Consider the following 26,164-nt stretch of genomic DNA (forward strand, 5'->3'; position numbering starts at 1 on the left):
GGTCGTTGTTCCTCCCGTTGCGGGAGGGGGCGCGCGGGGATCAGCCGGCGCCGCCTCCACCATGCGGGGGATGGTGGCACCGCCGGGCGCCGCGGTTCAAGGATTGCGTGCGCTTCACGGACGATTGCGCGCAACGGTTGAACCTCAGGCGGCGGGAACGGGCTCCGGCCCCGTCAGCTGGGTCCGCACGAGATCGGCGAAGCGCCCGCCCTGCGCCACCAGTGCATCGAAGCTGCCGCGCTCCGCAACCTTCCCATGCTCGAAGACCAGGATCTCATCCGCGTCGCGCACGGTGGACAACCGGTGGGCGATGACGAAGGTGGTGCGGCCGGCCATCAGCGCCTTCAGGGCGCGCTGCACCCGCGCCTCCGTCGCCGCATCCAGCGCGCTGGTCGCCTCGTCCAGGATCAGCACGGGCGGGTCCTTCAGCAGGGCGCGCGCGATGGCCAGGCGCTGGCGCTGGCCGCCGGACAGCGCCGCGCCGCGTTCGCCCACCATCGTGTCGTAGCCCTGCGGCTTGGCGCTGATGAAGTCATGCGCCTCCGCCATCCGGCAGGCGCGCTCCAGCTCCTCCTGCGTCGCATCCGGCCGGCCGATCAGCAGGTTGTCGCGGATGGACCGGTTGAACAGCAGGCTTTCCTGGAACACCACGCCGACATTGCGGCGCAGGCTGTCCAGCGTCAGGTCCCGCAGATCATGGCCGTCCAGCGTCACGCGGCCCTCCACCGGGTCCCACAGCCGCTGCAGCAGCGCCATGGCGGTGGACTTGCCCGCGCCGGTCTGCCCGACCAGCGCGATGGTGCGGCCGGGCGGCGCATCCATCGACACATCGGCCAGGATGCGCGGCCCGCCGGGATAGGCGAAGGCCACGTTCTCGAACCGCACCGCACCCTCGACCCGCGGCAGATCCTTCGCATCCGGCTTCTCCGCCACCGAGGACCGGGCGTCGAGGACAGTGAAGAACTCCTCCAGCGAGGGCATCTGGAACACGAGGCGGGAGACGAAGCCGACCGCACCCTCGAGCCGCCCGATCAGCAGGGTGGCGAACCCCATGAAGGAGACGATCTCCCCCACCGTCGCCTGGCCGCGCACATGCAGCACGGTGCCCAGCACGAAGACGGCGATGACGGTGATGGTGGAGGCGCCGCGCGTCAGCACCGCGACCACGGCCCACCAGTTCAGCACGGGGAACTGGTGGTCCAGCACCTGGCGCACGATGTCGCCGAACAGCCGCGCCTCGCTCGCCAGGCGGGAGAAGGACTGCACGACGACGACGTTGGACAGCGCGTCCTGCGCATTGCCGGCCAACCGCGTGTGCAGCGTCTCCACCTTGCCCTGCGCGGCCTCCGTCTTGCGGATCACCCAGGCGGAGACGATGGCGAAGAGAATCACCAGCACGATCAGCAGCAGGCCGAGCCGCCAGTTCATCGCCAGCGTCAGCGGCAGCAGCACGAGGCAGGCGATGAAGGTCGTCAGGTGTTCGCGGAAGAAGGACAGCCACAGGCCGAACAGGTTGTCCGACCCCACCAGCATCACCTTCATCAGCCGGCCGGATTGCGTGTCACCGTGGAACGACAGCGGCAGGGACAGCACATGCTCGAAATAGCGCGCCATGACGGCCAGGCGGTTGCGGTGCGCCATGCGGTCCGACAGCAGCGCCACCGCCACATTGGCCCCGATGGCCGAAAGCCCGACCGCGGCCCAGAGGCCGAGCAGCGCGAAGGCTTCCGCCCATAGCGCCGCCTCCGCCATCCGGTCGGAACGGGACAGAAGGTCGATCACCCGGCCGAACAGCACCGGCTCCAGGAAGGACAGGCCGGCCAGGGCCAGGGCAGCGAAGGTCAGGCCATAGGCAACCCAGCGGTCCGGGCCCAACAGCCGCAGCACCCGCAGGTAGAGCCTCATGAAACGCATGCGCAGCGCCCCTCCATCCCGCCCCGCGCGTATCCCGAGTCCCGGCCGGGTGGCAGATCCAGTGTAGCAGTGTCGTGCCCCCCCGGCCGCTTGCAAGCCCCCGTCGCTTGCAAGCGGGGGCCTTCTTGCGGCAGGAACGGCGTGGAAGCGGTGGAGCGGGACGGAAGTTCCCGCGCCCGCTGCGCGGGGCAAGGCGCCCCGCGTCATCGAGGAGGACATCGTCTTGCGCATCACCCGCCGCGCCACCCTGGCCAGCGCCCTCGCCCTGCCCTTCGCCACGCCGGCGCTGGCCCAGGGCACCTCCTGGGCCGCGGGCCGGCCCATCCGCCTGATCGTCGGCTTCACGCCCGCCGGCACCACGGACATCGCCGCCCGCCTGCTGGCGGAACCGCTCGGCCGGCGGCTCGGCACCCAGGTGGTGGTGGAAAACCGCCCGGGCGCGGGCGGCAACATCGGCAACCAGGTGGTCGCGCAATCCGAACCCGATGGCCACACGCTGCTGATGCAGACCATCAGCGGCGGCGCCATCAACTACTCCCTCTACGGCGCCCGCATGCCCATCAAGCCGGAGGAACTGGCCGCCGTCGCGCTGATGCTGCGCGTGCCGAACGCCATCTTCGTCAACCCGGCCCTGCCGGCGCGGACGCTGCGGGAACTGGTGGACCTGGCCAAGGCCCGCCCCGGGCGGCTGAACATCGGCTCCTCCGGCGCCGGCACCTCTCTGCACATGACCGGGGAGCTGCTGAAGCTGGAGGCCGGGATCGACATGACGCATGTCCCCTTCCGCGGCGCCGGCCCGATGATGCAGGAGATCATCGCCGGGCGCGTCGAGGTCGGCGTGGACAACCTGCCCTCCGTCATCGGGCACCTCCGCGAAGGCCGCCTCCGCCCGCTGGCCGTCACCACGAAGGAACGCAGCCCGGCGATGCCGGAGGTGCCGACCACCGCCGAGGCCGGCCTGCCGGGCGTGGAGGCGACAGCCTGGTTCGGCCTGCAGGCCCCCGCCCGCACGCCCGCGCCGATCATCCAGTCCCTGTCCGATGCCATGAACGCCATCATCCGGGACCCCGACATGGCGCGCCGCCTGGCGGATCTCGGTGGCATGGCGCCCGCGCTGACACCCGATGGCGGCACCAGCCCCGAGACCTTCGACGCCTTCATCAAGGCCGAGATCGCGAAATGGGGCGAGGTCGTGCGCCGCTCCGGCGCCACGGCCGACCAGTAAGGGGGGCGGGGGGCGCGGCGCGCCCCCTCACTCCACCTTGATGCCCTGCGCCGCGATGATCTGCCCCCAGCGCGCGCGTTCCGCCGCCACGCGCGCGGCGAAGGCACCGGGGGCGTTCGGCAGGTAGATCAGCCCCTGCTCCGCCAGGAAGCGCTGCCCTTCCGCGCTTTCAGCGACCTTCACGTATTCGGCGTGCAGCCGGGCCAGGATCGGCGCCGGCACGGCGGCGGGCGCGATCACGCCATACCAGGTGGCGACATCGATGTCGTAGCCCTGCTCCATCAGCGTCGGCACGTTGGGCAGCTGCGGCACGCGGGCCGGCGTCGTCACCGCCAGCGCCCGCACCTGCCCCTGCTCCACCGGCGCCCGCATCAGCGGCAGCGTGTCGAACATGGCCTGGACGTCGCCGCGCAGCATGGCGGGCAGGCTCTCATTGGTGCCGCGGAAGGGGACATGCTCCATCGCGATGCCGTCGCGGCCGCGGAACATCTCGAAGATCAGGTGCTGGGCGGTGCCGATGCCCACGCTGGCATAGTTGCCCCGCCCCGGCCGCGACCGGACCCAGGCGATGAACTCCGCGACATTCGTCGCCGGCACGTCGTTGGAGACGACCAGCACCAACGGCGCTGCGGCGAACATGACGATGGAGGCCAGGTCGCGGCCGGACTCGTAGGGAATGTCCCGGAACAAATGCGGGAAGATCGTCAGCGGGCCGAGATTGCCCATGCCGATCGTATAGCCATCCGGCGCCGCGCGCGCGACCTCCGCCACCCCGATCCGCCCGCCCGCCCCCGCGCGGAAGTCGTTCACGATGGGCTGGCCCAAGGCGCGCGACACGGGATCGTTGAAGGCCCTGGCGACCAGGTCGTTGAGCCCCCCGGGCGGCCATGGCACGATGAAGCGCACCGGCCGGGCCGGCCAGGGCGCCTGGGCCCGGGCCAGGCCCGGCAGGACGAGGAAGGGAGCGGCGAGGGCAAGGGCACGGCGGCGGATCATGCCGCCAGCGTCCACCGGCCCTGCCTCGCTGACAAGCGGGAGAGCGACGACGTGCAGCACCTGTCACCGATCGGCGGCCGCGTCGCCTGGACGGGCAAGACGCTTGGCGACTGGGCCGTGGCGCTGACCCCGGCCGAGATCGCGGAGATCGAGGCCGCGCTCGCCGGCCTCGGCGATCGCGACATCCCCCGCATCACCGCCGCCCATTTCCCCCTGCCCCGCACCGCGCCCCGGCTGCGCGCCCTGGCGGAGGAGGTGGAAGGCGGCGCGGGGCTGGTGCGGCTCACGGGCCTCGACCCCGCGCGCTACGCCGCGCGAGACCTGAAGCGCCTTTTCTGGGGCCTGATGTGCCACATCGGCACGCCGCTGCCGCAGAACACCACGGGCGAGGTGCTGGGCGAGGTGAAGGACGAGACCGGCACGGGCGAGGCGCGGGCCGATGGCTCCGCCCGCAACCGCAGCCGCTCCACCGGCCCGCTCCGCTTCCACACGGACAAGTGCGACCTGCTGGCGCTGCTCTGCGCCAGCAACGGCATCGCGGGCGGCGTGTCGCGCATCGTCTCCACCATCGCGATCCATGACGCGATGGCGGAACGGCGGCCGGACCTTCTGGCCGTGCTCTACCAGGATTTCTGGCGCGCCCGCCCGGCGGATGAGGAAGGGGAAGGCATGGCATCCCGCCCCTTCCCCATGCCCGTCTTCGCGCGGGGGCCGGATGGCGCCTTCACCTGCCAGTACAGCCGCACCTATGTGGAGATGGCGCAGGGCCAGCCCGGCGTGCCGCCCGTGACGCCCGCGCAGGTGGCGGCGATGGACATGCTGGCAGCGCTGGCCGACGAACTCTGCGTCGAAGCGCCGTTCGAGGCCGGGCAGATCCAGATCATGAACCAGCACGTCACGCTGCATGGCCGCACCGCCTATGCGGATGACGCCGCCGCGGGGGCGCGGCGCAACCTGCTGCGCATCTGGCTTTCCAGCCCCCTCTCCCGCGCCCTGCCCGCGGGCCATGCGGGGCAATGGGGCAGCACGGCGGCCGGCGCGCTGCGCGGCGGCGCCATGCCGGGGCGGAGCGCCCTCGCGGCGTAGCCGCCTCCTGCCCTCCGCCTGACCTTGCGCGCCGGGCGCGGCTGTCGTTAGTGGCCGCCAACCGACAGGGAGACGACCATGACGATCCTGACCCGCCGCGCCGCGCTGGCCGCGAGCCTCGCCCTGCCCGCGCTGTCCGCCCAGGCGCAGGCCCCCTGGGCGCCGTCCCGCCCCGTGCGGATCATCGTTCCCTTCCAGGGCGGCGGCGCCACGGACCTGACCGCCCGGCTGCTGGCGGAGCGCCTGGGCCCGATGCTCGGCCAGCCCGTGGTGGTAGACAACCGCCCGGGCGCCGGCGGCAACCTCGGCGCCGACATGGTCGCGAAGTCGGACCCGGATGGCCACACGCTGCTGATGTGCACGATCGGCACCGCCAGCATCAACCAGTTCCTCTACAGCCGCATGCCCTACCGGCCGGAGGATCTGTCGGCCGTCGCGCTGGTGAACCTGGTGGCGAATGGCGTGGTGGTGAACCCCAACGTCCCCGCGCGCACCTTCGCGGAGTTCCTGGCCTATGCGAAGGCCAATCCCGGCCGGCTGAACTACGGCACGCCCGGCAACGGCACCTCCGGCCATCTCTGCGGCGAATACCTGAAGGCGCGCGCCGGCATCGACATCACCCATGTCCCCTACCGCGGCACGGGCGGCGTGGTGCCGGACCTGATCGGCGGCAACATCCAGGTCGCGATCGACAACATGCCGGCCTACCTGCCGCATGTCCGCGCCGGCACGCTGCGACTGCTGGCCGTGACGACGAAGGACCGCTACTTCGCGGCGCCGGAGGTTCCGACCGTCGGCGAAAGCGGCGTGCCGGGCTTCGAAGCCGTGGCCTGGTTCGGCGTGCAGGCCCCCGCCCGCATGCCGGCCCCCATCCTGGCGCGCTACGCCACGGCGATCGCCGAGATCTCCCGCGACCCCGCCATCATCGCCCGCCAGCGCGAATTCGGCGCGGAGCCCAACTACCTCGGCCCCGCGGAGTTCGAGGCCTTCATCCGCGCCGAGAACGAGAAGTGGCGCGAGGTGGTGCGCCTGTCCGGCGCGAAGCTGGACTGAGGGCGCCGGCCCTCACAGCACCCAGTCATCATCCGCGATGCGCCCGATGCCGAGCGCATCGGCGATGGTGGCGCCATCGGCGGAGAAGAGTTCCAGGCGGAACTCCTCCGCGCGCTCCGCCACCTCATCGGCGCGCAGCGCCACCTCGATCACCTGCCGCGTCTGGCCGGGCTGGAAGGTCAGCACGCCGGAGGCATGGACATAGTCGGTCGCATCCGCCGTGCCCGGCGCCGTGCGCCAGCCCACCGTCACGGGATTGCTCACGGGGTCGCTCAGCGTCACCGTGAAGCTTGCCTTGCGCACGGCCTCCGCCTGCTCCGGCAGGATCTCCTGGATCGCCGCCACCTTCTCCGTCAGCACGGTCTTCCAGTCATCCGCCAGGATGCCGCCGGTATCGCCGGAATTCGGGTTCCAGGACCACCAGGCGTAGGAGACGCCGGGGCCGGCGATGTCCTTGTCGCCATCGGCATCCACGTCGCCGCCCATATAGTCCACGATCTTGTCGAGCCAGGCGCGATCCTTCGGATCGACCAGCCGCGTGCCGAACTCACCGACGAAGACCGGGGCCGTCCCGCTTTCCCACAGATAGCCCCACATCTTCTCGAACAGGTCGGGCAGCTTCGCCGCGAAATCCGCGCCCTGGAAGAAGCTCTGCGGGTAGATGGAGTTCGGATAGTCGTGCGGCGAATAGACCAGCTTGTTGGCGACGTTCAGCTGCACCGGCCGCTCCGCCGCGCCCATCAGGTTGCCGCCCCACCAGTAGTAGTTGTTCTGGTGCTCGGCGACGCCCTCCACGAAGATCAGCCAGTCCGGGTTCTTCGCCAGCGCGGCATTGCCCGCCAGTTCCGCGGCGCTCGCCCAGGCATTCCAGCTCGCGCCATGCGGCTCGTTGCTCAGGTCGGCGCCGATCACGGTAGGGTCGCCGGCGTAGCGGGCGGCCAGCTTCTCCCACATCCCCACCCAATCGGCCTGGGTGAAGCCGCCATCGAACCACAGCCCGTTGCCGTTCGGTCCCGCGCCCGCCGCGCTGCGGTGGTGGTCCAGGATGATGCGCAGCCCGATATCGCCGGCGAAATCGACGATCCGGTCCATGATCTGCAGCGGCGTCAGGCCCGCCAGATCCGGGTTGAGCGCGAAGTTGATGCCGTTCGGCGTGCCGCCGCGCAGCACGGCCTCCGCGCTGAAGGGCAGGCGGATGGCGTTGAAGCCGGTCTCCGCCATCTGGTCCATCATGTCCCGCCAGTTGCGGACATCGAGGCCATGCGGCGCGAAGGTCGTGCCTTCCATCCCGAACCAGTTCACGGCCGCGATCTTCACGGCCTGGCCGGTGGCATCGACGATGTCGCGCCCGCTCGTGGACAGCACGCCCACCATGCCCTGCGCGCCCGGATCGCCCTCGGTCGCCGTCGCATCGGCGATGGCGATGCGCGGCAGGTCGTTGTTGACGATGGTGCCGACGCCCGTGCCATCGACGATCACGCCGCGCTGCGGGGCGGACAGCGTCACCACCATCGTCTCGTCCCGCTCCACCAGGCGGTCGCCGATGACGGTGACGGTGACGATCTTCTCGGTCTGGCCAGGGGAGAAGCTGACCATCCCGCTGCGCGCGACGAAATCGACGCCTGATTCGGCGGTGCCGCCGGCGGTCGCGTAGTTCACGAAGACGGAGCTGCCGGAGGCCTCCGCCAGCGTCACCTTGAAGGACAGCACCCGGTTGCCGCCATCGCCCTCCACCACCGAGGCATCGCTGATCGAGATGCGCGCCGCGTCGTCGTCGCGGATGGTGGCGATGGCGGTGTTGTCCGCGATGGTCGCGCCCGTCGCGCCGCTCAGCTTCAGGCTGAAATTCTCCGTGGCCTCGAAGATCCGGTCATTGGCCAGCGCCACGGAAACGCGCTTCACCGTCTCCCCGGCCGCGAAGGTCAGGGTGCCGCTGAGCGCGGCGTAGTCGCTGCCCGCCCGCGCCGTGCCGTTGGCCGTCGCGAACTTCACCGTGACGGGCCCGGCCGCGGCGGCGGAGAGCTTCACCTCGAAGGTGGCGAAGCCCGCGCCTTCCAGCACCTCCACATCGCCGACGCTGAGGCTGGGCGGCCCCGGCGGCACCAGCGGCACCCCGCCGGCCCCGCCGAGCGTGAAGCCGGTGGGGTCCGGGACCGCCCCGGGGCCGGAGGCGGAGAAGCCGAAGCCCAGCGTGCCGCCCGCCGGCGCCGTGCTGTTCCAGGACTGCCCGCGCACCAGGTACCGCCCGGCGGAGAAGGAGACGATCTCCGCCCCCCAGATGCTGTCGATGGTGAAGGCGGCGTCGAAGGCCAGGGTCCAGCCATTCAGCGCCGCATCGGGCGTCATCGTCACCTGGCCGACGAAGCCGGTGGTCCAGCTCGCGGTGCGCTGGAAGAGGATCTGGGCAGGCATGGGCAGGCGGTCCAGGAGGCTATCCTGCCGCTTGATCCCATGCTGGGCCGGGATCGTAAAGTTTCAATTTACGCGAATTGTCTCATTAACCGGCTATTGGGATCTATTTGTCTTTTTGCGTCCCTCACGCCGCCAGCAGCCAGTCCGAGGCCGCCGCCCGCGCCGCGGCAAGGCCGCCATCATCATCCAGGATCGTCGCCACGCCGACCCCGTCCCCGATCGCCGCCCCCTGCGGCTGCGTCAGCTCCAGCCGGAACGTCTCCGTCCTTTCCCCCTGCTCATCGGGCCGCAGCGCCACCGCGATGCGCTTCGTGCTCTCCCCCGGCGCGAAGGTCAGCACGCCGCTGGCCGCCACGAAATCCTCCTCGCTGGCCGTGCCGGCGCGCGTCCGCCAGTTGACCGTGACCGGCGCGATGGCGGCCTGGCTGAGGCTGACGACGAAGACCGCCTCGGCCGGCGCCGATGCCGTCCCGGGCATGATGGGCGCCAGCCGGTCGGTCTTGGTGGTCAGCACCGTCTGCCAGTCATCCGCCAGGATGCCGCCCGTATCGCCGGAATTGGGGTTCCAGGACCACCAGGCGAAGGACGCCGCCGGGCCGCCGATGTCCTTGTCCCCATCGGCATCGATGTCGCCGGACAGGTAGGCGATCAGCTTCTCCGCCCAGGCCTGGTCCTTCGGGTCCACCAGCCGCGAGCCGAATTCGCCGACCAGCACCGGCGCCGTGCCCTCCCGCCACAGATAGCCCCACATTTTGTCGAAGAGCCCCGGCAGGTTGGCCGGGAAGTCCGGCCCCTGGAAGAAGGGCTGCGCATAGACGGAATTGGGGTAGTCATGCGGCGAATAGACCAGCTTGTTCGGCACGTTCAGCTGCACCGGACGCTCCGCCGCGCCCATCAGGTTGCCGCCCCACCAGTAGTAGCTGCCCTGGTGGTCGCCCACGCCCTCCACCAGCACCAGCCAGTCCGGATTGGCGGCCAGCACCGCATTGCCGGCGCGTTCCGCCGCGCCCGCCCAGGCATCCCAGGCCACGTTGTGCGGTTCGTTGTGCAGGTCGGCGCCCACCACCGCGGTGCCGCGGTAGCGCACCGCCAGATCCTCCCACATGTCGATCCACCGCGCCTCGGTGAACCGCCCCTCATGCCACAGGCCGTTGCCGTTCGCGCCGTTGCCCGCGGCACTTCGGTGGTGGTCGAGGATGATTCGGAGCCCGATCTCCCCCGCGTAGTCCACGATCCTGTCCATGATCTGCAAGGGCGTCAGCCCGACAAGGTCGGGGTTCAGGGTCCAGTTGATCGCGTTCGGCGTGCCGCCTTCCTGCACCGCCTGGGCGGAGAAGGGCAGCCGGATGGCGTTGAACCCCGTCTCCAGGATCTGGTCCATCATGTCCCGCCAGTTCCGGGTGCCGAGGCCGTGCGGGGCGAAGGTGCTGGTCTCCAGCCCGAACCAGTTCACCGCCACCAGCTGCACGGCATTCCCCTGCGCATCGACGATGCTGCCGCCGCGGGTGGAGAGCACGCCCCTCGGCGGCGCGACGCCCGCGAAGGGGTCGCCCTCCGTCACCGCCACCGCATCCGCCACGGTGATGCGCGGCAGGTCGTTGTTGACGATGGTGCCTGTCGCCTCGGCGTCCGTGTAGGCGGCGCGGACGGGGTTGGTCAGGCGCAGCAGGAAGCTCTCGTCAGCCTCCACCACTGTGTCGCCGGTGATGGCGATGCGGATGGTCTTGCTGGTCTCGCCCGGCTGGAAGGAGACGGTGCCGCTGCGCGCCGCATAGTCGCTGCCCGCCACCGCCGTGCCGTCCACTGTCTGGTAGCGGGTGGAGACGACGACATCCTGCGCCTTGGACAGCGTCACGGTGAAGGTCATCGCCTTGGTGCCGGCATTGCCCTCCGTCACGCGCGCATCGGCCACGCTGAGGCGCGCGATGTCGTCATCCTCGATGGTCGCGATGCCCTGCCCATCCGCGATGGTGGCCCCCGTCGCCCCGGTGAGGTTCAGCAGGAAGCGCTCCGCCTGTTCGCGCGTCGCATTGTCCACCAGCGCGATGGAGACGACCTTGCTCGTCTCCCCCGCCGCGAAGGTGATGCTGCCGGTCGCCGCGCGATAGTCGCTGCGCGCCAGCGCCGTGTCGTTCGCCGTCGCGAAGCTGACGGTGACGGGCGTCGCACTCGCCTTGGACACGGTCACGACGAAGCGCGCCGCGCCGTCATTCTCCCAGGCCAGCACGTCGCCGACCGAAACCGTGGGCGCCACGACCACCGGCGGCGGCACCACGCCGGGCGCCGCCAGCACGAAGCGGCCGGGATCGGCCGCGGGCCCCGTCGTCGCCGCCTGGAAGCCGAAGCCGATCTCCCCGTCCCAGCCCGTGGCGTTCCAGCTGGCGTTGCGGATGGTGTAGACGCCATCGAGGAAGGAGACGATCTCCGCCCCCCAGATATTGACGATGCTGAAGGCCGCCTCGAAGCGCAGCGTCCAGCCGTTCAGCAGCATGTCCGGCCGCATCGCCACCTGCGCGACGAAGCCCGAGCCCCAGTCGCTGGACCGTGTCACGGTGAAGGTCGTGGGCATGGTGGCGGCGATCCCCCTGGCATGGCGCCGGCCCTCCCCCCCGGGCAGCCGGCCCCATCTTCCTAGCGGGGCCTGTCGTCAGGCAGGGTACCGTTGTGTCGTCTTGTGTCGCCGCCGCGGCGACAATGCGGGCGCGCCGCTCAACGCCAGGATGCGGGCACGTGGCGGAAGGGCAGCGCCGCCAGGCCGAGCGCGGCGGGGCCCGGGCAGTCGCATTCCACGATGGCGCTGCACCGCCCGGCGAAGGCGGCGCGGAAATGGTTCTTCGCCTTGTTGGCCAGCAGCCGCGTTGCGGCCAGGTCGATGCCGTGCAGCGCGAAGAAGGCCGGGTCCACCGCCGCCTCCTTCCGGCTGGTCAGGATCACGCGCAGCAGCCCCGCCCGCAGCACCACGGTCGGGCCGAGATCGACCGGCGCGCCGCGCTCCATCGGTCCCTCATTGACGAAGCGCCCCTCGGTCAGCCGCTCCACTACCGCCTCCAGCGCCACCGGCGGGCCGAAGGTGTCCGTGCTTTGCCCACCCAGCGCGAAACGCCCTTGCGCACCGGTCCCCAGCGCCATCGCCCGCGCCACCCCGCCGGGATCATGCAGGAAGGCGAAGACGGTCGGCACCGGCGGCCCGGCCTCCACCAGCACGCGCAGCAGGCCGGGCGTATCCGCGACGCCGCCGGAAAGCGGATTGTCCGCGGGGTCGAGCAGCGCCACCAGCCCCGGCGGCGCCGCGAGCGCCGTGGCCAGCGCCTCCCGCGGCGAGGGCAGCGTCACCGCGAAGCGCGGCAGCCGGGCGACGATGGCGTCCCGCACCGCTTCCGCGGCCCGCCTCGCCGCTTCCGGCGTGGTCGCCCAGGCCATACCGCTCGGCCCCGCATGGGGCGTGTCGCCCCAGGAGAAGCCGCCGAAGGGCGCGGCCTCCAGCACCTCCCCATGCTCCAGCGCCGCGGCCTCCGCCCAGACTTCCGCCATGGGGCCCGCCTCGCTGCGCATGTGGAAGCTGTGCAGCACCACGGGATGCTTCGCGATGGCGCCGAACAGGCGCTGCCCGGCCATCCGCCGTTCCAGCATCGCCAGCGCCCGCCGCGCCACCGCATCCATGTCGAGATGCGGGTAGGTGCGATAGACGCTCGCCCCATCCAGCAGCGTGGCCAGTTCCGGCGCCATGTTGCCGTGGAAGTCGAAGCTCGCCACCAGCGGCGTCGCGCCCACCGCCGCCCGCACCCGCCGCACCGTGGCCAGGTCCGCCGCCGGCTCATGCTCCGCCACGCAGGCACCATGGAGCGAGAGATAGACGCCATCCCAGGGCCCGCCCGCCGCGAGGCCCTCCAGCACCTCGCCGAGCCAGCCCTCATGGGCGTCGCGCGTCAGCGGCCCACCCGGTTGGGCGGAGGTGCAGCGCAGCACCACCGCCTGCCAGTCGGGCCGCGTCGCGAGGAAGGCCCCGAGGCCGCCAAGCTCCGTCGCCGTGCCGGCATAGCGCGCCAGCGCCGCCTCCCCCGCCACCCATTCGCGGGACATGAGTTCGGGCAGCCCGGTCGGGACCGGGGTGAAGGAATTGCCCTCGAACCAGAGGCGGGCGACGGCGATGCGTGGCATGGTCGCATCCTAGCGGCGGGCAGGACGCCCTGCCCACCCACCCGGAGGCACCCGCCATGCACCGTCGCAGCCTGCTCGCCGCGCCCGTCCTGCTGACCGGCGCCGCCGCCATGGCCCAGGGCGGCGCGCCGCTCCGCCTCTACACCGCCGGCGCTGTCAGCGCCTTCCTGCCCTATGGGGAGGGGCTGGCCGCCTTCCTGGCGCGCCAGGGCCTGCCGGTGGTGGTGGAGTGCAGCGCCGGGTCGCTGGAGAATCTGGCCAAGGCACAGGATGACGCCGCCGCCATCGGCACCGCCTTCCTCGGCTCCGCCGCCGATGCCCTGGCCGGAACGCCCGCCGCCGGCGGCCGCGTGCATGACAGGGTCCGCGCCCTGACCCCGATGTACGAGACCAGCTTCCAGGTCGCGGCGCTGCGCGCCTCCGGCATCACGAAGCTCGGCGATCTCGCGGGCAGGCGCGTCGGCGCCGGCCCGGCGCGCGGCCCGGCGGAGGTCTTCTTCCAGGCCGCCATGGCAGCGGCGGGCATCACGGCGGAGATCGTGCCGGGCGACCCGGCGGCGCTGGCCACGGCGCTGGCCCAGGGCCGGATCGACGCGCTGTGGCAGGGCGCCATCGTCCCCATCCCGTCCCTGCTGGCCGCGCAGGCGCAGGCGGATGCCATCGTCTTCGGGCTGGATGCGCCGCTGGTCGCGGCCGTGGTGGCGCGGCTGCCCTACCTGGCGCCCACCACCATCGCGCCCGGCACCTATCGCGGGCAGGACGCGCCGATCCTGTCCTTCGCCGCCTGGAACTTCATCGTCGGCAATGCCGCGCTGCCCGATGCCGTGGCCTACGCCTTCACCCGCGCCACGCTCTCCGCCACCGACCCTGTCGCGGAGATCCATCCCAGCGCGGCGGGCACGCGGGCGGCGAATGCGCCCGCCAACAGCGTCGTCCCCTTCCACCCCGGCGCCGCGCGCTTCTACGCGGAGCGCGGCATCACCGTCCGCGCGGGTTAGGGACGCGCCGGGCGGAAGGTGTCGCAGGCCTCCAGCTGGCCGGATTGCAGACCGGTGCGGAACCACCGCACCCGCTGTTCGGAACTGCCATGGGTGAAGCTGTCCGGCTGCACCTGGCCGCGGGCGCGGCGCTGCAACCGGTCATCCCCCACCGCCGCGGCGGCGTTCAGCCCTTCCTCGATATCGCCATCCTCCAGGATCTGCCGCGCATCCTGTGCCCGCCGCGCCCACATCCCCGCCAGGCAATCCGCCTGGAGTTCGACGCGCACCTGCAGGGCATTGCCCTCCGCCTCCGACGCCCGGCCGCGCAGTTCCTGCACGCGCCCCAGAACGCCAAGCTGGTTCTGCACGTGGTGCCCGACCTCATGCGCGATCACATAGGCCGCGGCGAAATCCCCGGGCGCCCCCAGCTGCCGCTGCATCTGCGCGAGGAAGTCGAGGTCGATGTACACGCGCTGGTCGCCCGGGCAGTAGAAGGGGCCGACCGCCGCCTGCGCCATGCCGCAGGCGCTCTGCACCGCGCCGGAGAACAGCACCAGGCGCGGTTCCTGGTAGCGGCGGTTCATCTGCTGGAAGACGGGGTTCCACACATCCTCCGTCTCCGCCAGCACGCGGCGGACGAAGCGGCTGCCGGCATCATCGGCCGGCGGCGCGCCGCCGCCCTGCGTCTCCGTCCGGGCGGGTGCCGGATCGCCGCCCGAGAGGATCACGCCGGGATCGACGCCGAACAGCAGCGCCAGCACCACCAGCACCACGCTGCCGAGCCCGCCGCCCACGGCGATGCCCCGCCCCCCGAAGCCGCCGCCGCCGCGCCGGTCCTCGACATTGCTGCTTTCGCGTCCATCGCCGAGTTGCATCGCGTCCCGTCCTCCGTGGCGGGCTGGCAACGTCCATCGGCCTAGGCGGTTTCGGCGCCCGCCTGTTCGCGCATCCAGGCGCGGAAGGCCTGGAAGCCCGCCTCCTCCGCCCGCGCCGGGCGGTGCACCAGCCACCAGCGGCCGCGCTTCGGCACCTTCAGCGCGAAGGGCGCCACCAGCCGCCCCGCCGCCAGGTCATCATCCACATAGGGCCGGATGCCCATCGCGATGCCGAGCCCGTCCGCCGCCGCCTGCTGGGCCTGGCCGTAGAAGTCGAAGACCGGCCCCGTGGCCGCCACCCGTCCCTCCCCGGCCGCCGCCAGCCATCGCCCCCAATCCTCCGGCGCGTGTGAGACGCGGAGCAGGCATTGCCCGGCCAGATCCGCGGGCCGTGCCAGCGAAGCGGCCAGGTCCGGCCGGCAGACCGGCTGCAGGTCGGCCGTGAAGAGGGGCATCGCCTCCAGCCCTGGCCAATTGCCCTCGCCCAGGCGGATGCCGCAGGTCCAGCCCTCCGCGAAGGGGGCCGCCGCGCCGCCGGTCGTGATGCGGACCTCGATCCCGGGGTGGCGGCGCTGCCAATCCGCCAGACGGGGGATCAGCCAGCGGATGGCGAAGGTGGGGCCCACGCCCACCGTCAGCACGCCGCGCCCGCCGCGTTCCGCCACCTGCTCGGTCAGCCGCGCGATCGCCTCCAGCAGTGGCGCCAGCCCGTCGCGGTACTGCCGCCCCGCCTCCGTCAGCGCCAGGCGGTTGGCGTGGCGGATGAACAGCGCCACGCCCATGCGCGCTTCCAGCAGCTTCACCAGGCGGCTGACGGCGGCTGGCGAGACATGCAGCGCCGCCGCGGCGGCGGTGAAGCTGCCGGCGCGCGCCGCGGCATCGAAGGCCCGGATGCCGTTCAGGAAGGGGACATGGACCATCAGGAAAGCTGTGGCTCAGGATGAGTTTTCCCAGTTTGTGCCGGGGCCCGGACCGGCGCAATCAGCAGGCTCGGGAGGAGCCGTTGCATGGGCCTCGGGATGATGGCGCTGCTGCTGGCGGTGATGGTCGGCACCTCGCTGCTGTCGGGCATCTTCGGCATGGCGGGCGGCCTGGTGCTGGTGGGCGTGCTGCTGGTGCTGATGCCGCTGCCCGATGCGATGGCGCTGCACGCCGTGACGCAGGTGGCATCGAATGCCTGGCGCGCGGCGTTCCTGCTGCGCCATGTCCGCTGGCGGATCGCCGGCGCCTATGCGCTGGGCTGCATCCTGGCCACGGCAGGCTGGTCCCTGTTCCTCTGGGTGCCGGACAAGCCGCTGGCGCTGATCGCGCTCGGCATCAGCCCCTTCCTGCTGAAGCTGCTGCCGGCGGCGGCGAAGCCGGATGCCGCGAGGCCGAGCCATGGCACCGCCTGCGGCATCGCCAGCATGTCCCTGATGCTGCTGACCGGCGTTTCCGGCCCGCTGACCGACGCCTTCTTCCTGGGCGGGCGGATGGAACGCCATGCCATCGTCGCGACCAAGGCGGTGTGCCAGATGCAGGCGCATCTGCTGAAGCTGCTCTATTTCGGCGCGATGGTCGCCGATCCCGGGCAGCTCGATCCGCTGCTGGCCGGCGGCGCCGTGCTGGCCTCCATGCTCGGCACCGTGCTGGCGCGGAAGATCCTGGATGCGCTGACGGAAGCGCAGTTCCGCCGCTGGGCCGGGCGCATCGTGACCGCCATCGCCGTGACCTACATCGCGCACGGCAGTTGGCTGCTGGTGATGACGTGAGAGGAGGAGCCTGCCGATGTCCGCCACCACCGAACCGCTGATCCTCGACCTGGTCGCCTGGGTCGCCGCGCGGCCCCGCCCCTATGCGGAGGTGATCGACGCCTGGCGCACCAGTTGCCCGCGCCTGACGGTGTGGGAGGATGCGTCGGAACGCGGCCTTGTGGCCTGCGTCACCGGCCCCGCCGGCACCCTGATGGTCTCCGCGACCGAGGCCGGGCGCCAGGCGCTGGCCGCGCGCCTCAGCCCAGCAGCGCCACCATGACCCAGCCCACGACGACGACGCCCAGCAGGGATGGCAGCAGCAGCCGCCAAACCTGGCCCGGCCGCGCCCCATCCGCCAGCAGCCCGCAGACCATGGCCGTGACGGCGAAGGACATGCCCGCGCCGGCGGAACCCGCGAAGTTGTGCAGCGCCGGCGCCAGCCCCTCCGGCATACCCGCCGCGCGGCCGAGCGCGAACTGCACCGGCATCAGCGCGGCGTTGGACCCCACATTGCTGCCCGTCACCATGCCGGAGACGAGGCCCATCACCGGCACCGCATAGGGCGCGGCGGGGCCCAGCGCCTCCGCCGTCGCGGTCGCCAGGCTGGCGGCGATGCCGGACCCCGCCATCCACCGCGCCAGCACGACGTAGAGCAGCATCGCGGTCGCGGGCTTCAGGGCGCGCCGGAACGCCCCGGCGGCGACGGCGGGCGCATCCGCGCGCATCGCCAGCAGCACGCCCGCCGCCAGCCACAGCACCACCGCCACATGCGTCAGCGGGAAGCCCGGCAATTCGGGAAACGGCGTCCAGGCCGGCGCCGCCGCCCAGCTTCGCGCCAGCAGCAGCGCCGCCGTCAGGCCGAGATAGGGCGCCATCGCCCGCCCCGCTCGCCGCCATCCCGCCGCGCCCGAGGGCGGGTCGAGCCGCCACAGCGCCAGCAGCAGCGGCAGGCCGGAGGCGAGGACGCCGATCACCTCGAAGGGCAGGACGGGGTGCAGCAGCACCAGCATGGCCGCCATGGCGCCGAGGAAGCCCATCTGCGCCAGCTTCTCCGCCGGCGGGACGACGATCCCCGCGGCGGCGCAAAGCCGCCACAGCACCGGCCCCATCAGCAGCAGCCAGGCCGCGTTGGGCCAGGACGCCATGGTGGCGATCTGCTGCGCCGGGATGCCGACCAGCGCCGCGCCCAGCGCCGTGCCGGGGCCGAGCCCGCCCCAGGGCACCAGCGTCAGCGACAGCAGCGCCATGGCGGCGGCCGGCGCGCCGCCGATCCCCATGCCGCGCAACGCGGACAGCGCGAAGACCGCGCCGACCGCGAAGCCCGTCACGCTTTCCATGAAGACGCCCATCAGCAGCGTCGCCACGAAGATGCGCCGCGCATCGGGCGCGCCCTGCCCCGCTTCCGGCCTGGCCAGCGCCGCATGGAACAGCAACCCGCCCACCACCACCGCGATGGGCTTGGAAGCGAGGAAGGCGCCGCGCAGCGTCTCCTCCCCCAGGAAGGGCAGCGCCGCCACGCCCTGTGGCAGGGAAAACAGCACCGCCGGCAGCGCCACCGCCAGCGCCGCCAGCACCGCCGGCACAGGCCCCGCGCGGCCAGAGACGAGAAGGCCCAGCAGCAGCAGCAGCGGCGCGGCCTGGAGGAACAGCATCATGCGGGCATCCTTGCCACATCGCAGCGGTGGCGCCAGCCTGCCGCCCCATGCTCTACGCCGCCTATGGCAGCAACCTCGACCACGCCCGCATGCTCGGCCGCTGCCCCGGCGCCGCCGTCATCGGCGCCGCGCTGCTGCCGGGCTGGCGGCTCGCGGTGAACCGCTTCGCGACCATCGAGCGGGATGCCGCCGCGAGCGTGCCAATCGGCCTCTGGCGCATCACCGCGCAGCACGGCCGCGCGCTGGACATCGCGGAGGGTGTGGCGCTCGGCGCCTATCGCCGGGTCGTGCTGGACATCGAAGGCCACGGCCCCGCCTTGACCTATGTCGAGCAGCGGCTCCGCCCCGGTCCGCCCTCTGCTGGCTATGTCGCGCATCTCCGCCAGGGCTACGCCGATTTCGCGCTGGACCCGGCGGCGCTGGAGGCCGCCCTGGTGCGCTGGAGCATCGCTTCCCGCCGCGTGATGTAGAGCGTCGATCCGATGATCAGCGCGCCGCCCGGCAGCAGCCACCATTCCGGCACCTCCCCGAACAGCGCCACGCCGAAGCCCGCGGCGAAGAGCAGCCGCACATAGGACAGCGGCGCGATGAAGCTGGCATCGGCCATGCGGAGTGCCGAAATCCAGACCCACATGGCCGATGGCCCGAGGAACCCGGCCGCCACCAGCAGCCCCATGTTCCACCAGCCCGGCCAGGCCAGGCCCGGCAGCGCCACCGGCAGGCTCACGGCCAGCGCGACGACGCCGACATAGAACATGATCGTGACGGTCCGCTCCGTCCGCGCCAGGCGCTTCGTCGTGATCAGGATGCCCGCGCCGAAGACGGAAGCGGCGATCGCCGCCAGCACGGGGATGCCCACCGGCACCATGCCGGGCCGCATGATGATCAGCACGCCCGCGAATCCCGCCAGCGTCGCCGTCCAGCGCCGCCAGCCCACCTTCTCTCCCAGCAGCGGCGCCGCCATGGCGGTCACGAACAGCACCGTCGTGAAGGACAGCACCGTCGCGGTGGCCAGCGGCATGCCGGAGAAGGAGACGTAGTAGAGATACCACGCCACGGCGGAGAGCAGCCCGCGGAACACCTGCATCGGCAATTCGTTGGTGTGGACCAGGCGGGCGGGACTGCGAATGAGGTCCGGCACCGTCCAGGCGAGCTGCCCGATGGCCCGCGCCAGCACCAGCGTCGCGATCGGCACGCCGACCAGCGCCTTCACGGCCAGCGTCTCCAGCGTGAAGAGAAGCGACGCGGCCAGCGCCAGCAGCGCGGCCTTCGTCGTGGGGGTGATCACCGTCGCCGCGCTTCCGCGATGGTCACCACCATCGCCCCGCCCAGGATGATCGCGGCGCCGATCCAGCCGAAGAGGTCCGGGACCTCCCCGTACAGGATCCACCCCGCCACCGCGACGACGACGATGCGGAGGTACTGGAAGGGCGCGATGGCGGAAGCCTCGCCCGCGCGCAGCGCCTCCGTCACCAGGAAGATGATGCCGGGGCAGACCGTCGCCACCAGCAGCATCAGCGCCATGTCGCCCCAGTCGAGCGGCACCCAGGCATGGATCGCGAAGGGCAGCACGCCGCTGAAGGTCACCAGCCCGACCCAGGCCAGCACCGTCTTCGTCGTCTCCGTGGTCGTCAGCATCCGGCTGGTCACGGTGATGCCGCACCAGGCAATGGCGGCGCCGATCGCCGCGGCGGCGCCGATCCAATCCACCTGCGCGCCCGGCCGCAGCATCACCGCCACGCCGATCAGCCCCACGATGGTGCCGGTCCAGCGCCAGCGATCCACACGTTCGCCCAGCAGCACGCCGGCCAGCATCGTCGTGAACATCACGTTGGTGAAGGACAGGACCGTGCCCGTCGCCATGTCGAGCCGCGTGAAGGAGTAGTAGTAGAGCCCCCAGCAGATCAGCGAGGACAGGCCGCGGAACACATGCATCGGCGCCCGCTTCGTGCGGAACACGCCGATGCCGGTGGCGAGCATGGTCGGCATCACCCAGAGCAGCTGCCCGAAGGCGCGGGACGCCAGCTGCACCTCGGTCGGGATTCCGCGCAGCGTCATCCAGCGGATGAACAGCACCTCCGTCGCGAAGAAGACGGCCGCCGCCGCCATCAGCGCGGCGCCCTTGAGATTATTGGTGGTCGCGCTCACGACGCGTGACGCCGATGCATTGACCTCTGTTGTATCCCAGCTAGCGTGGCCCCCAGGGTGGGCCGCCCCGCCCGCGTCGCGCAAGCGCGGTGCCTGCATGGCGGCCCCCCGCTGGATGGAAGGGAATTGCCACGTGGCGAAGGAAGCCGAACAGGCCGCGGCGCGGGATGCGGTGGATCACGGCCCCATCCTGGTCTGGGGCGCGGGGGCCATCGGCGGCACCATCGGCGCCCATCTCGTGCGCGCGCGCCATGCCGTCGTCTTCTGCGACGTGGTGGCGGATCACGTCGCCGCCATCGCGGACCCCGCCCGCGGCCTGGTCATCGAAGGCCCGGTCACGCAATTCAAGGTCGTCGCCCCCGCCGCGACGCCGGACCAGGTGAAGGGCGTCTTCCGTCGCATCATCCTGGCGGTGAAGACGCATGACACGGAAGCCGCCTGCCGCGCCCTGCTGCCGCATCTGGCGCCCGATGGCTACGTCCTCTCCGCCCAGAACGGTCTCTGCGAGCGCGTGATCGCGGAGGTCTGCGGCGCGCATCGCACGATGGGCGCCTTCGTCAATTTCGGCGCGGATTGGCTGGAACCCGGCCGCATCACCTATGGCAACCGCGGCGCCGTCGTCGTCGGCGAACTCGATGGCACGAAGACGCCCCGCGCCGCCGCGCTGCACGCGCTGCTGCAACAGGTCTTCGAACCCGATGCGGTGCTGACCGACAACATCTGGGGCTATCTCTGGGGCAAGCTCGCCTATTCCTCCCTGCTCTACGCCCAGGGCCTCGCCGCGCATGGCATCGCGGACATGATGGCGCGCACCGAATTGCTGCCCATGGTCCGCGCGCTGTGCGGGGAGGTCATCACGGTCGCGCGGGCGGAGGGTGTTCGGCCCCTCTCCTTCAACGGCTTCGACGCCACCGCCTTCGGGCCCGGCGGCACGGAGGAGAAGGCCCGCGCCTCCATGGCGGCGATGGAGGCCTTCAACCGCCCGAACGGCAAGACCCATTCCGGCATCTGGCGCGACCTCTGGGTGCGCCACCGCGCCACGCCCGCGGATGCGCAGATCGGCGCCGTGCCGCCCATCGGCCGCAACCACGGCATCCCCTGCCCCACGCTCGAGAAGCTGATCGCCATGATCCATGAATGCGAGCGTGGCGAACGCCCCATGTCCGACGACAACCTGCTGGAGCTGCTGCCATGAACATCCGTTTCGACGGCCAGACCATCGCCGTCACCGGCGCCGGCCACGGCTATGGCCGCGCCATCGCCCGCAGCTTCGCCGCGCTGGGCGGCCGCGTCTTCGCCTGCGACCTCTCGGCGGAGGAGCTGGCGGAGACCGCGCGCTGCGAGGGCAGCATCACCACCGCCGCCTTCGACCTGACCGCCAGGGGCGCCGCCTTCGACTGGATCAAGTCCATCGAGGCCACGACCGGCGGCCCGCTTGCCGTGCTGGTCTGCAATGCCGGCGGCGTGCGCGGCCAGGTGAACCGCCCGGTGGAGGATGTGCCGGAGGAGGACTGGCACGCCATCTTCGACATCAACACCCACGCCACCTTCAACATGGCCCGCGCCGTCACGCCGGGGATGAAGAAGGCCGGCGCCGGGCGCATCGTCACGATCAGCAGCGGCGCCGGCCTCAAGCCCAGCAAGACCGGCATCCAGGCCTATTGCTCCGCCAAGCACGCGCTGGTCGGGCTGACGAAGCAGCTGGCGCGGGAGCTCGGCCCCTTCGGCATCACCGTCAATTCCGTCGCACCCGGCTTCGCCCTTTCCAACCCCGCCACCATCAAGCAGTTCGAGAGCTACGGGCCGGAAGGGCAGAAGGCGCTGGTGGAAAGCATCGCCATGCGCCGCCTGGGCGATCCGCAGGACATCGCCAATGGCGTGCTCTTCTTCGCCTCCGCCTATGCGGGCTGGGTGACGGGGCAGATCCTGTCGGTCGATGGCGGCAGCTGAGGACACGCCGCCCGGCTTCGCGCCGGACTTCTTCGACAGCGCCTCGGGCGGCCAGGAGCCGCCCGATCTGGCGCTGCGTCGCTTCGCGACCGACCTCGAGGCTACGGCCCGCGAGAACCCCGCCTGGGTGATCGACACGGCCGGTTGCAGGCCCGTGCGCCTTTCCCCGGCGCGCGAGGGCGCCATCGCCTTCGAAAGCCTTGGCGTGCAGGGCACCGTCACCCTGTCCGCCGGCGCCGCCGGCTGGGTACGCGTCACGGTCACGATCGACGGCGCCGTCGCCTTCGCCGCCTTCGCCGAGCGGGTGTGGGAGGATTGCGACCTCTACCCGCCCGCCAGCCCAGGCCGCGCGATGCAGGAGAACGCGCCCGGCACGCTGGGCCGCCGGCGCAACCACCTCTCCCTCTCCGCCCGCGCCTGGCCGCAACTCGCCCCCTTGGCGAACCCGGAGGGCTGGGTCCTGCTGCAAATCGCGGAAGACTGAGCCGCCGGCCTATCGCCCCAGCCGCACCCCGTCCTGCGCTTCCACCGCGCGGCGCTGCGCCTCCCGCTGCCGGCGCATCGCCTCGTTCACCTGCGCCTCATGCCGCATCTCGCTCGACGAGGTGCGCCCACCCTGCGGCCCCGTCGCCGTGCGCGGATTGACGGTGCCGAGCGGCGATGTGTTGCGCGTCCGCGGCTGCGTCGTCGCCGCCTGGCGCTGCGGCCGCGCCGCCGGTGCCGCCTGGCCCGTGGCGGGTGCGGTCAGGTTCTGCCGCGGCGTCGGCGCCTGCCCATGCACCGCGGCCGCGTTCGGCCCCGTCAGCGGCGCGCTCTGCGCCATGGCCAGCCCCGGCGCCAGCAGCGCCGCCAGCAGCAGAACCCGCATGGTCACGCCCCCAGCCTGGTGAACAGCCCCGCCAGCAGCCGCGCCCGCGGCACCAGCGAGGAGACGACGATATGCTCATCGAGCGTATGCGCCCCAGCCCCCGCGACGCCGAGCCCATCCAGCGTCGGGATGCCCATGGCCCCGGTGAAATTGCCATCCGACCCGCCGCCGGAGGATTGCGGCGGGATGTCGAAGCCCATCCCCATCGCGATCGCCCGCGCTTCCGCATGCAGCGCGCGCACGCCCGCATCGGGTTCCCATACCGGCCGCGTCACGCCGCGCCTCACTTCCAGCACCACGTCGGGGTTGGAGGATTGCAGCGCCAGCATGCGCGCCACGCCCGCATCCAGGTCCTCCTGCCGCTTCGCCATGCTCAGCACTTCCGCGTCGCAATGCGTCGCCACGCAGTTCACCCATTGCCCTGCATGGATGACGCCGGCGGAGAAGGTGCAGCTTTCCGTCGTCATCGCCTCGATCGCCAGGATCTGCCGGCACATCTCCCGGATCGCGCTGCGCCCCTCCCCCAGCGTGGCGCCGGCATGGGAAGGCCGGCCCGTGGTGCGCAGGTTGAAGCGCGCGATGGCGTAGCGCCCCGTCACCACCCCGCCATCGGGCCGCGCGGGTTCCGGCACCAGCACGAAGCGCGCGCGCCGGGCCTCGGCCTCGATCAGATCCCGCGTGGAGGGGCTGCCCACCTCCTCGTCCGGCGTCAGCAGGAAGGTCACGGGCAGCGGCGTCGTGATGCCGGCGCTCACCAGCTGGCGCATCGCCTCCACCGCCAGGTAGGTGCCGCCCTTCATGTCGAAGATGCCCGGGCCTCGGCAGAGCGCGCCCCGCCGCTCAAAGGGCAGCTTCGACAGCGTCCCCACGGGATGCACGGTGTCGAGATGCGCCAGCACCAGGATGCCCGGCACCGCATCCCCGGCCGGGTGCGGGAAGCGGGCGCGGATGCAGCCGGCATAGCCCATCCGCCCCGCGATATGCTCGATCCGCGCGCCGAGCAGCGCCAGGTCCCGCGCGGCCAGCGCCAGCATCCGCTCCACCGCCGCGGCGTCGAAGGTCGGGCTCTCGCATTCCACCCAGCCGCGCAGCCCCCCCAGGATCTCCTCCGCATCGAAGGGAAGGCCGAGCCAGGGCTGGCTGGCATCGAGGCTGCTGGCAGGCGCGTCCATGCTGGTTCGTCTCCGTGTCCCGGCGCCAGCCTGCTGCCTCGGAACGATGCGGGCAAGCCGCCTGACGCAGGGCTCATGTGGCGGCGGACGCGGCATGCTGTAGGCTGCGCCCGATGAGTGCGACATCCCCCGCCACCACCCCCCCCACCCCTGGCCGCCCGAGGCTGATCCCCCAGGCCGGCCCCGCCGCCTGGCGCGCCGCCGATCTCCGCGCCTCCGACTGGATGATCCCGGTCGGCGCGGAGGATGCGGCGGAGCTGGAGGCCGCGCTGACGGCGCTCGGCGGCCGCGCCCCGCAAGTGGCCGCGGAGGCGCCGCTGCCGAAATTCGGCGCGGTGCTGCGCAACGCGGCCGCCCGGCTCGATACCGGCCGGGGCCTCGCCCTGCTGCGCGGCCTGCCGCTCGACCGGCTGGGGGAGGCGATGGCGGAGCCCCTGCTGCTGGCGCTCGGCGCCCATCTCGGCCGTCCCGTCGGCGCGGGTGGGCAGGCCGCCGCGGTGCAGCGCGTCTCCAGCCCCTCCGGCGGCGCGCTGCGCTGGCGCTTCCACGCCGATGCGGCGGACATCGTCGCGATGCTCATCCTGCGCCAGCCGCCGGAGGTCGATCCCGTCATGCTCGTCGCCGCGGCCACCGTGCACAACGAGATGATGAAGCGCGCGCGCCCGGCGCTGGAGGCGCTCTACCGCCCGCTGCCCCATGCCGCCCCGGCCGGCGGCGTGGTGGACCTGCCGGTCTTCAGCACCGCCTCCGGCGCCTTCGTCGGCCGCTACGCCCGGGATGCGATCGAAGCCGCGCAGGCCATCCCGGAAACCCCGCGCCTGACCGCCGCGCAGATGGAGGCGCTGGACCTCCTCGACACGCTCTGCGCGGAACCCGGCCTGGCGCTCCGCCTCGATGTCCGGCCGGGGGACGTGCTGCTGTTCAACCCCCTCCAGGTCTGGAAGCGCAATGCGGAGGCCCTGGCACCGGCGGAGCCCGATGCGCCGCCCGGCGTCACGCGGCTCGCGCTCCGCCTGCTGCTGCTGAGCGAGACGTCCCGCGCGCTGCCGGAGGGGCTGGTCGCGCTGGGCAGCGCGCCGCCCGCGGGCGATACCGGCATGGTCGGGGGATAGGGCCGATGCGCATCCTGATTGCCAACGCCAACACCACCGCCGCCATCACGGATGCCTGCGCCGCCGTCGCGCGCCAGGCCGCCGCGCCCACCACCGTGATCATCGCGGGCACGCCGACCTTCGGCCCCGCCGTGATCTCGACGCGGGTGGAGAACGCCATCGCCTCCCACGCCCTGCTCTCCATGCTGGCGGAGCATGCGGGGCGGGTGGAGGCCGTGGTGCTCGCCGTCAGCCACGACACGGCGCTGGAGGCCGCGCGCCAGCTCATGCCCTGCCCGGTGATGGGCATGACGGAGGCGGGCTGCCTGACGGCCTGCATGGTCGGCGGGCGCTTCGGCATCCTGACCCTCGGCCAGGTCGCGGCCTATGAGGATCTGGTGGCGCGCCACGGCCTGGCCGCCCGCTGCGCCCTGGTGCGCGGCGTGGCCGCCACGCCGCTCGATGCGCTGCGGGATCCCGATGGCGTGGCCGCGCTGGTGCTGGCGGAGGCGCGCGCCATGGCGGAACGCTGCGACGCCATCGTGCTGGCCGGCGCCGCGCTGGCCGGCATGGACCGGAAGCTCCAGGAAGACTGCCCCGTGCCCCTGCTGGACGGCATCGCCTGCGCCGTGAAGCTGCTGGAGGGCCTGGTCGGACTCGGCCTGCCGAAGCCCCTTGGCGGCAGCTATGCCCCACCGGTGGGCCGCGCCAGCACGGGCCTTTCCACGGCGCTGGATGCGCTGCTGCGCGGCGGCTGAACGGCGCCGCATGAACCCGCCTTGCCGGCGCATGGGCCGCCGGCAATGCAGGGGATTACACGAAGGTCAGCCAGGGCCAGCGTGATCCGC

24 protein-coding genes are annotated in these 26,164 nt (G+C 72.3%); 12 read left to right on the top strand and 12 right to left on the bottom strand.

Going from position 1 to position 26,164, the window contains the following annotated elements; all coding sequences use genetic code 11:
- Nucleotides 1-144: 144 nt before the first annotated feature.
- Nucleotides 145-1,914: a glucan ABC transporter ATP-binding protein/ permease gene (locus JJI54_RS13870; protein ID WP_203073605.1), complete on the bottom strand. Its 1,770-nt coding sequence runs from the start codon at nucleotides 1,912-1,914 to the stop codon at nucleotides 145-147.
- 223 nt (nucleotides 1,915-2,137) lie between these two features.
- On the opposite strand from JJI54_RS13870, the gene JJI54_RS13875 reads away from it, so the two are divergent.
- Complete coding sequence (locus tag JJI54_RS13875) at nucleotides 2,138-3,139, top strand: Bug family tripartite tricarboxylate transporter substrate binding protein (RefSeq protein WP_226381755.1); 1,002 nt, start codon at nucleotides 2,138-2,140, stop codon at nucleotides 3,137-3,139.
- A gap of 27 nt (nucleotides 3,140-3,166) precedes the next feature.
- Here the strand turns inward: JJI54_RS13875 and JJI54_RS13880 are convergent, their stop codons facing one another.
- Nucleotides 3,167-4,135: a Bug family tripartite tricarboxylate transporter substrate binding protein gene (locus tag JJI54_RS13880; protein WP_203073606.1), complete on the bottom strand. Its 969-nt coding sequence runs from the start codon at nucleotides 4,133-4,135 to the stop codon at nucleotides 3,167-3,169.
- A 51-nt stretch (nucleotides 4,136-4,186) separates the two neighbouring features.
- Between JJI54_RS13880 and JJI54_RS13885 the strand changes: the two genes are divergently transcribed.
- Nucleotides 4,187-5,221, top strand: coding sequence for a TauD/TfdA family dioxygenase (locus tag JJI54_RS13885; RefSeq protein WP_203073607.1), 1,035 nt, complete (start codon nucleotides 4,187-4,189; stop codon nucleotides 5,219-5,221).
- A gap of 78 nt (nucleotides 5,222-5,299) precedes the next feature.
- Nucleotides 5,300-6,274, top strand: a complete 975-nt coding sequence (locus tag JJI54_RS13890) for a Bug family tripartite tricarboxylate transporter substrate binding protein (protein ID WP_203073608.1) — start codon at nucleotides 5,300-5,302, stop codon at nucleotides 6,272-6,274.
- A gap of 12 nt (nucleotides 6,275-6,286) precedes the next feature.
- Here JJI54_RS13890 and JJI54_RS13895 read toward each other — a convergent pair whose 3' ends face one another.
- The 3 genes from JJI54_RS13895 to JJI54_RS13905 form a co-directional block, all read right to left on the bottom strand.
- Nucleotides 6,287-8,686, bottom strand: coding sequence for a Calx-beta domain-containing protein (locus JJI54_RS13895; RefSeq protein WP_203073609.1), 2,400 nt, complete (start codon nucleotides 8,684-8,686; stop codon nucleotides 6,287-6,289).
- Between the two features lie 124 nt (nucleotides 8,687-8,810).
- Nucleotides 8,811-11,255: a Calx-beta domain-containing protein gene (locus tag JJI54_RS13900; RefSeq protein ID WP_203073610.1), complete on the bottom strand. Its 2,445-nt coding sequence runs from the start codon at nucleotides 11,253-11,255 to the stop codon at nucleotides 8,811-8,813.
- 140 nt (nucleotides 11,256-11,395) lie between these two features.
- Nucleotides 11,396-12,844: a M81 family metallopeptidase gene (locus JJI54_RS13905; protein WP_203073611.1), complete on the bottom strand. Its 1,449-nt coding sequence runs from the start codon at nucleotides 12,842-12,844 to the stop codon at nucleotides 11,396-11,398.
- A gap of 56 nt (nucleotides 12,845-12,900) precedes the next feature.
- Between JJI54_RS13905 and JJI54_RS13910 the strand changes: the two genes are divergently transcribed.
- Nucleotides 12,901-13,842, top strand: coding sequence for a TAXI family TRAP transporter solute-binding subunit (locus JJI54_RS13910; protein WP_203073612.1), 942 nt, complete (start codon nucleotides 12,901-12,903; stop codon nucleotides 13,840-13,842).
- On the opposite strand, the gene ypfJ is transcribed toward JJI54_RS13910, so the two are convergent.
- Together ypfJ and JJI54_RS13920 are read right to left on the bottom strand one after the other, a co-directional pair.
- Entirely contained in the window at nucleotides 13,839-14,699 is an 861-nt protein-coding gene (gene ypfJ / locus JJI54_RS13915) for a KPN_02809 family neutral zinc metallopeptidase (protein ID WP_203073613.1), read from the bottom strand. The genes JJI54_RS13910 and ypfJ overlap by 4 nt on opposite strands.
- Nucleotides 14,700-14,740: 41 nt before the next feature.
- Nucleotides 14,741-15,619: a LysR substrate-binding domain-containing protein gene (locus tag JJI54_RS13920; protein ID WP_203073614.1), complete on the bottom strand. Its 879-nt coding sequence runs from the start codon at nucleotides 15,617-15,619 to the stop codon at nucleotides 14,741-14,743.
- Between the two features lie 87 nt (nucleotides 15,620-15,706).
- On the opposite strand from JJI54_RS13920, the gene JJI54_RS13925 reads away from it, so the two are divergent.
- Nucleotides 15,707-16,450 carry a TSUP family transporter gene (locus tag JJI54_RS13925; RefSeq protein ID WP_203073615.1) on the top strand — a complete coding sequence of 248 codons (744 nt, stop codon included), beginning with the start codon at nucleotides 15,707-15,709 and terminating at the stop codon, nucleotides 16,448-16,450.
- Between the two features lie 16 nt (nucleotides 16,451-16,466).
- Nucleotides 16,467-16,712 carry a hypothetical protein gene (locus JJI54_RS13930; protein ID WP_203073616.1) on the top strand — a complete coding sequence of 82 codons (246 nt, stop codon included), beginning with the start codon at nucleotides 16,467-16,469 and terminating at the stop codon, nucleotides 16,710-16,712.
- On the opposite strand, the gene JJI54_RS13935 is transcribed toward JJI54_RS13930, so the two are convergent.
- Nucleotides 16,690-18,087: an L-lactate permease gene (locus JJI54_RS13935; RefSeq protein WP_203073617.1), complete on the bottom strand. Its 1,398-nt coding sequence runs from the start codon at nucleotides 18,085-18,087 to the stop codon at nucleotides 16,690-16,692. The two genes, JJI54_RS13930 and JJI54_RS13935, sit on opposite strands and share 23 nt — an antisense overlap.
- A 47-nt stretch (nucleotides 18,088-18,134) precedes the next feature.
- On the opposite strand from JJI54_RS13935, the gene JJI54_RS13940 reads away from it, so the two are divergent.
- Nucleotides 18,135-18,557: a gamma-glutamylcyclotransferase family protein gene (locus tag JJI54_RS13940; protein ID WP_203073618.1), complete on the top strand. Its 423-nt coding sequence runs from the start codon at nucleotides 18,135-18,137 to the stop codon at nucleotides 18,555-18,557.
- Here JJI54_RS13940 and JJI54_RS13945 read toward each other — a convergent pair.
- The gene (locus JJI54_RS13945) at nucleotides 18,476-19,375 is read right to left on the bottom strand and encodes a DMT family transporter (RefSeq protein WP_318987504.1); all 900 of its coding nucleotides are present in this window, start codon (nucleotides 19,373-19,375) and stop codon (nucleotides 18,476-18,478) included. The genes JJI54_RS13940 and JJI54_RS13945 overlap by 82 nt on opposite strands.
- Nucleotides 19,372-20,235 (bottom strand): DMT family transporter, encoded by an 864-nt coding sequence (locus JJI54_RS13950; protein WP_318987505.1) that lies wholly within the window; start codon nucleotides 20,233-20,235, stop codon nucleotides 19,372-19,374. The genes JJI54_RS13945 and JJI54_RS13950 overlap by 4 nt, the downstream gene beginning before the upstream one ends.
- 133 nt (nucleotides 20,236-20,368) lie before the next feature.
- On the opposite strand from JJI54_RS13950, the gene JJI54_RS13955 reads away from it, so the two are divergent.
- Genes JJI54_RS13955 through JJI54_RS13965 form a run of 3 tightly spaced genes read left to right on the top strand, consistent with a single transcriptional unit; the run spans nucleotide 20,369 to nucleotide 22,669 of the window.
- Nucleotides 20,369-21,430 carry a ketopantoate reductase family protein gene (locus JJI54_RS13955; RefSeq protein WP_318987506.1) on the top strand — a complete coding sequence of 354 codons (1,062 nt, stop codon included), beginning with the start codon at nucleotides 20,369-20,371 and terminating at the stop codon, nucleotides 21,428-21,430.
- Nucleotides 21,427-22,185 carry an SDR family NAD(P)-dependent oxidoreductase gene (locus JJI54_RS13960; RefSeq protein WP_203073619.1) on the top strand — a complete coding sequence of 253 codons (759 nt, stop codon included), beginning with the start codon at nucleotides 21,427-21,429 and terminating at the stop codon, nucleotides 22,183-22,185. The genes JJI54_RS13955 and JJI54_RS13960 overlap by 4 nt, the downstream gene beginning before the upstream one ends.
- Complete coding sequence (locus JJI54_RS13965) at nucleotides 22,172-22,669, top strand: hypothetical protein (protein ID WP_203073620.1); 498 nt, start codon at nucleotides 22,172-22,174, stop codon at nucleotides 22,667-22,669. The genes JJI54_RS13960 and JJI54_RS13965 overlap by 14 nt, the downstream gene beginning before the upstream one ends.
- Nucleotides 22,670-22,678: 9 nt before the next feature.
- On the opposite strand, the gene JJI54_RS13970 is transcribed toward JJI54_RS13965, so the two are convergent.
- Together JJI54_RS13970 and JJI54_RS13975 are read right to left on the bottom strand one after the other, a co-directional pair.
- On the bottom strand, nucleotides 22,679-23,059 hold the full coding sequence (locus tag JJI54_RS13970; protein ID WP_203073621.1) for a hypothetical protein: 381 nt from the start codon (nucleotides 23,057-23,059) through the stop codon (nucleotides 22,679-22,681).
- Nucleotides 23,056-24,225, bottom strand: coding sequence for a M20/M25/M40 family metallo-hydrolase (locus JJI54_RS13975; protein ID WP_203073622.1), 1,170 nt, complete (start codon nucleotides 24,223-24,225; stop codon nucleotides 23,056-23,058). Before JJI54_RS13975 ends, JJI54_RS13970 begins: the two co-directional genes overlap by 4 nt.
- Before the next feature lie 113 nt (nucleotides 24,226-24,338).
- On the opposite strand from JJI54_RS13975, the gene JJI54_RS13980 reads away from it, so the two are divergent.
- Both JJI54_RS13980 and JJI54_RS13985 read left to right on the top strand, forming a co-directional pair.
- Entirely contained in the window at nucleotides 24,339-25,337 is a 999-nt protein-coding gene (locus tag JJI54_RS13980) for a TauD/TfdA family dioxygenase (protein WP_203073623.1), read from the top strand.
- Between the two features lie 5 nt (nucleotides 25,338-25,342).
- On the top strand, nucleotides 25,343-26,074 hold the full coding sequence (locus JJI54_RS13985) for an aspartate/glutamate racemase family protein (RefSeq protein WP_203073624.1): 732 nt from the start codon (nucleotides 25,343-25,345) through the stop codon (nucleotides 26,072-26,074).
- Nucleotides 26,075-26,164 lie beyond the last annotated feature (90 nt).

This window comes from Falsiroseomonas ponticola (genome assembly GCF_016805305.1).
In the GTDB taxonomy this organism is placed as follows: domain Bacteria; phylum Pseudomonadota; class Alphaproteobacteria; order Acetobacterales; family Acetobacteraceae; genus Falsiroseomonas; species Falsiroseomonas ponticola.

What these genes read in the sequence shown, in the direction of transcription:
- JJI54_RS13870 (WP_203073605.1), bottom strand. Translation starts at nt 1,914, where the DNA reads ATGCGTTTCATGAGGCTCTACCTGCGGGTGCTGCGGCTGTTGGGCCCG.
- JJI54_RS13880 (WP_203073606.1), bottom strand. Translation starts at nt 4,135, where the DNA reads ATGATCCGCCGCCGTGCCCTTGCCCTCGCCGCTCCCTTCCTCGTCCTG.
- JJI54_RS13890 (WP_203073608.1), top strand. Translation starts at nt 5,300, where the DNA reads ATGACGATCCTGACCCGCCGCGCCGCGCTGGCCGCGAGCCTCGCCCTG.
- JJI54_RS13895 (WP_203073609.1), bottom strand. Translation starts at nt 8,686, where the DNA reads ATGCCTGCCCAGATCCTCTTCCAGCGCACCGCGAGCTGGACCACCGGC.
- JJI54_RS13900 (WP_203073610.1), bottom strand. Translation starts at nt 11,255, where the DNA reads ATGCCCACGACCTTCACCGTGACACGGTCCAGCGACTGGGGCTCGGGC.
- JJI54_RS13905 (WP_203073611.1), bottom strand. Translation starts at nt 12,844, where the DNA reads ATGCCACGCATCGCCGTCGCCCGCCTCTGGTTCGAGGGCAATTCCTTC.
- JJI54_RS13910 (WP_203073612.1), top strand. Translation starts at nt 12,901, where the DNA reads ATGCACCGTCGCAGCCTGCTCGCCGCGCCCGTCCTGCTGACCGGCGCC.
- ypfJ (WP_203073613.1), bottom strand. Translation starts at nt 14,699, where the DNA reads ATGCAACTCGGCGATGGACGCGAAAGCAGCAATGTCGAGGACCGGCGC.
- JJI54_RS13920 (WP_203073614.1), bottom strand. Translation starts at nt 15,619, where the DNA reads ATGGTCCATGTCCCCTTCCTGAACGGCATCCGGGCCTTCGATGCCGCG.
- JJI54_RS13925 (WP_203073615.1), top strand. Translation starts at nt 15,707, where the DNA reads ATGGGCCTCGGGATGATGGCGCTGCTGCTGGCGGTGATGGTCGGCACC.
- JJI54_RS13930 (WP_203073616.1), top strand. Translation starts at nt 16,467, where the DNA reads ATGTCCGCCACCACCGAACCGCTGATCCTCGACCTGGTCGCCTGGGTC.
- JJI54_RS13935 (WP_203073617.1), bottom strand. Translation starts at nt 18,087, where the DNA reads ATGATGCTGTTCCTCCAGGCCGCGCCGCTGCTGCTGCTGCTGGGCCTT.
- JJI54_RS13940 (WP_203073618.1), top strand. Translation starts at nt 18,135, where the DNA reads ATGCTCTACGCCGCCTATGGCAGCAACCTCGACCACGCCCGCATGCTC.
- JJI54_RS13960 (WP_203073619.1), top strand. Translation starts at nt 21,427, where the DNA reads ATGAACATCCGTTTCGACGGCCAGACCATCGCCGTCACCGGCGCCGGC.
- JJI54_RS13965 (WP_203073620.1), top strand. Translation starts at nt 22,172, where the DNA reads ATGGCGGCAGCTGAGGACACGCCGCCCGGCTTCGCGCCGGACTTCTTC.
- JJI54_RS13975 (WP_203073622.1), bottom strand. Translation starts at nt 24,225, where the DNA reads ATGGACGCGCCTGCCAGCAGCCTCGATGCCAGCCAGCCCTGGCTCGGC.
- JJI54_RS13980 (WP_203073623.1), top strand. Translation starts at nt 24,339, where the DNA reads ATGAGTGCGACATCCCCCGCCACCACCCCCCCCACCCCTGGCCGCCCG.
- JJI54_RS13985 (WP_203073624.1), top strand. Translation starts at nt 25,343, where the DNA reads ATGCGCATCCTGATTGCCAACGCCAACACCACCGCCGCCATCACGGAT.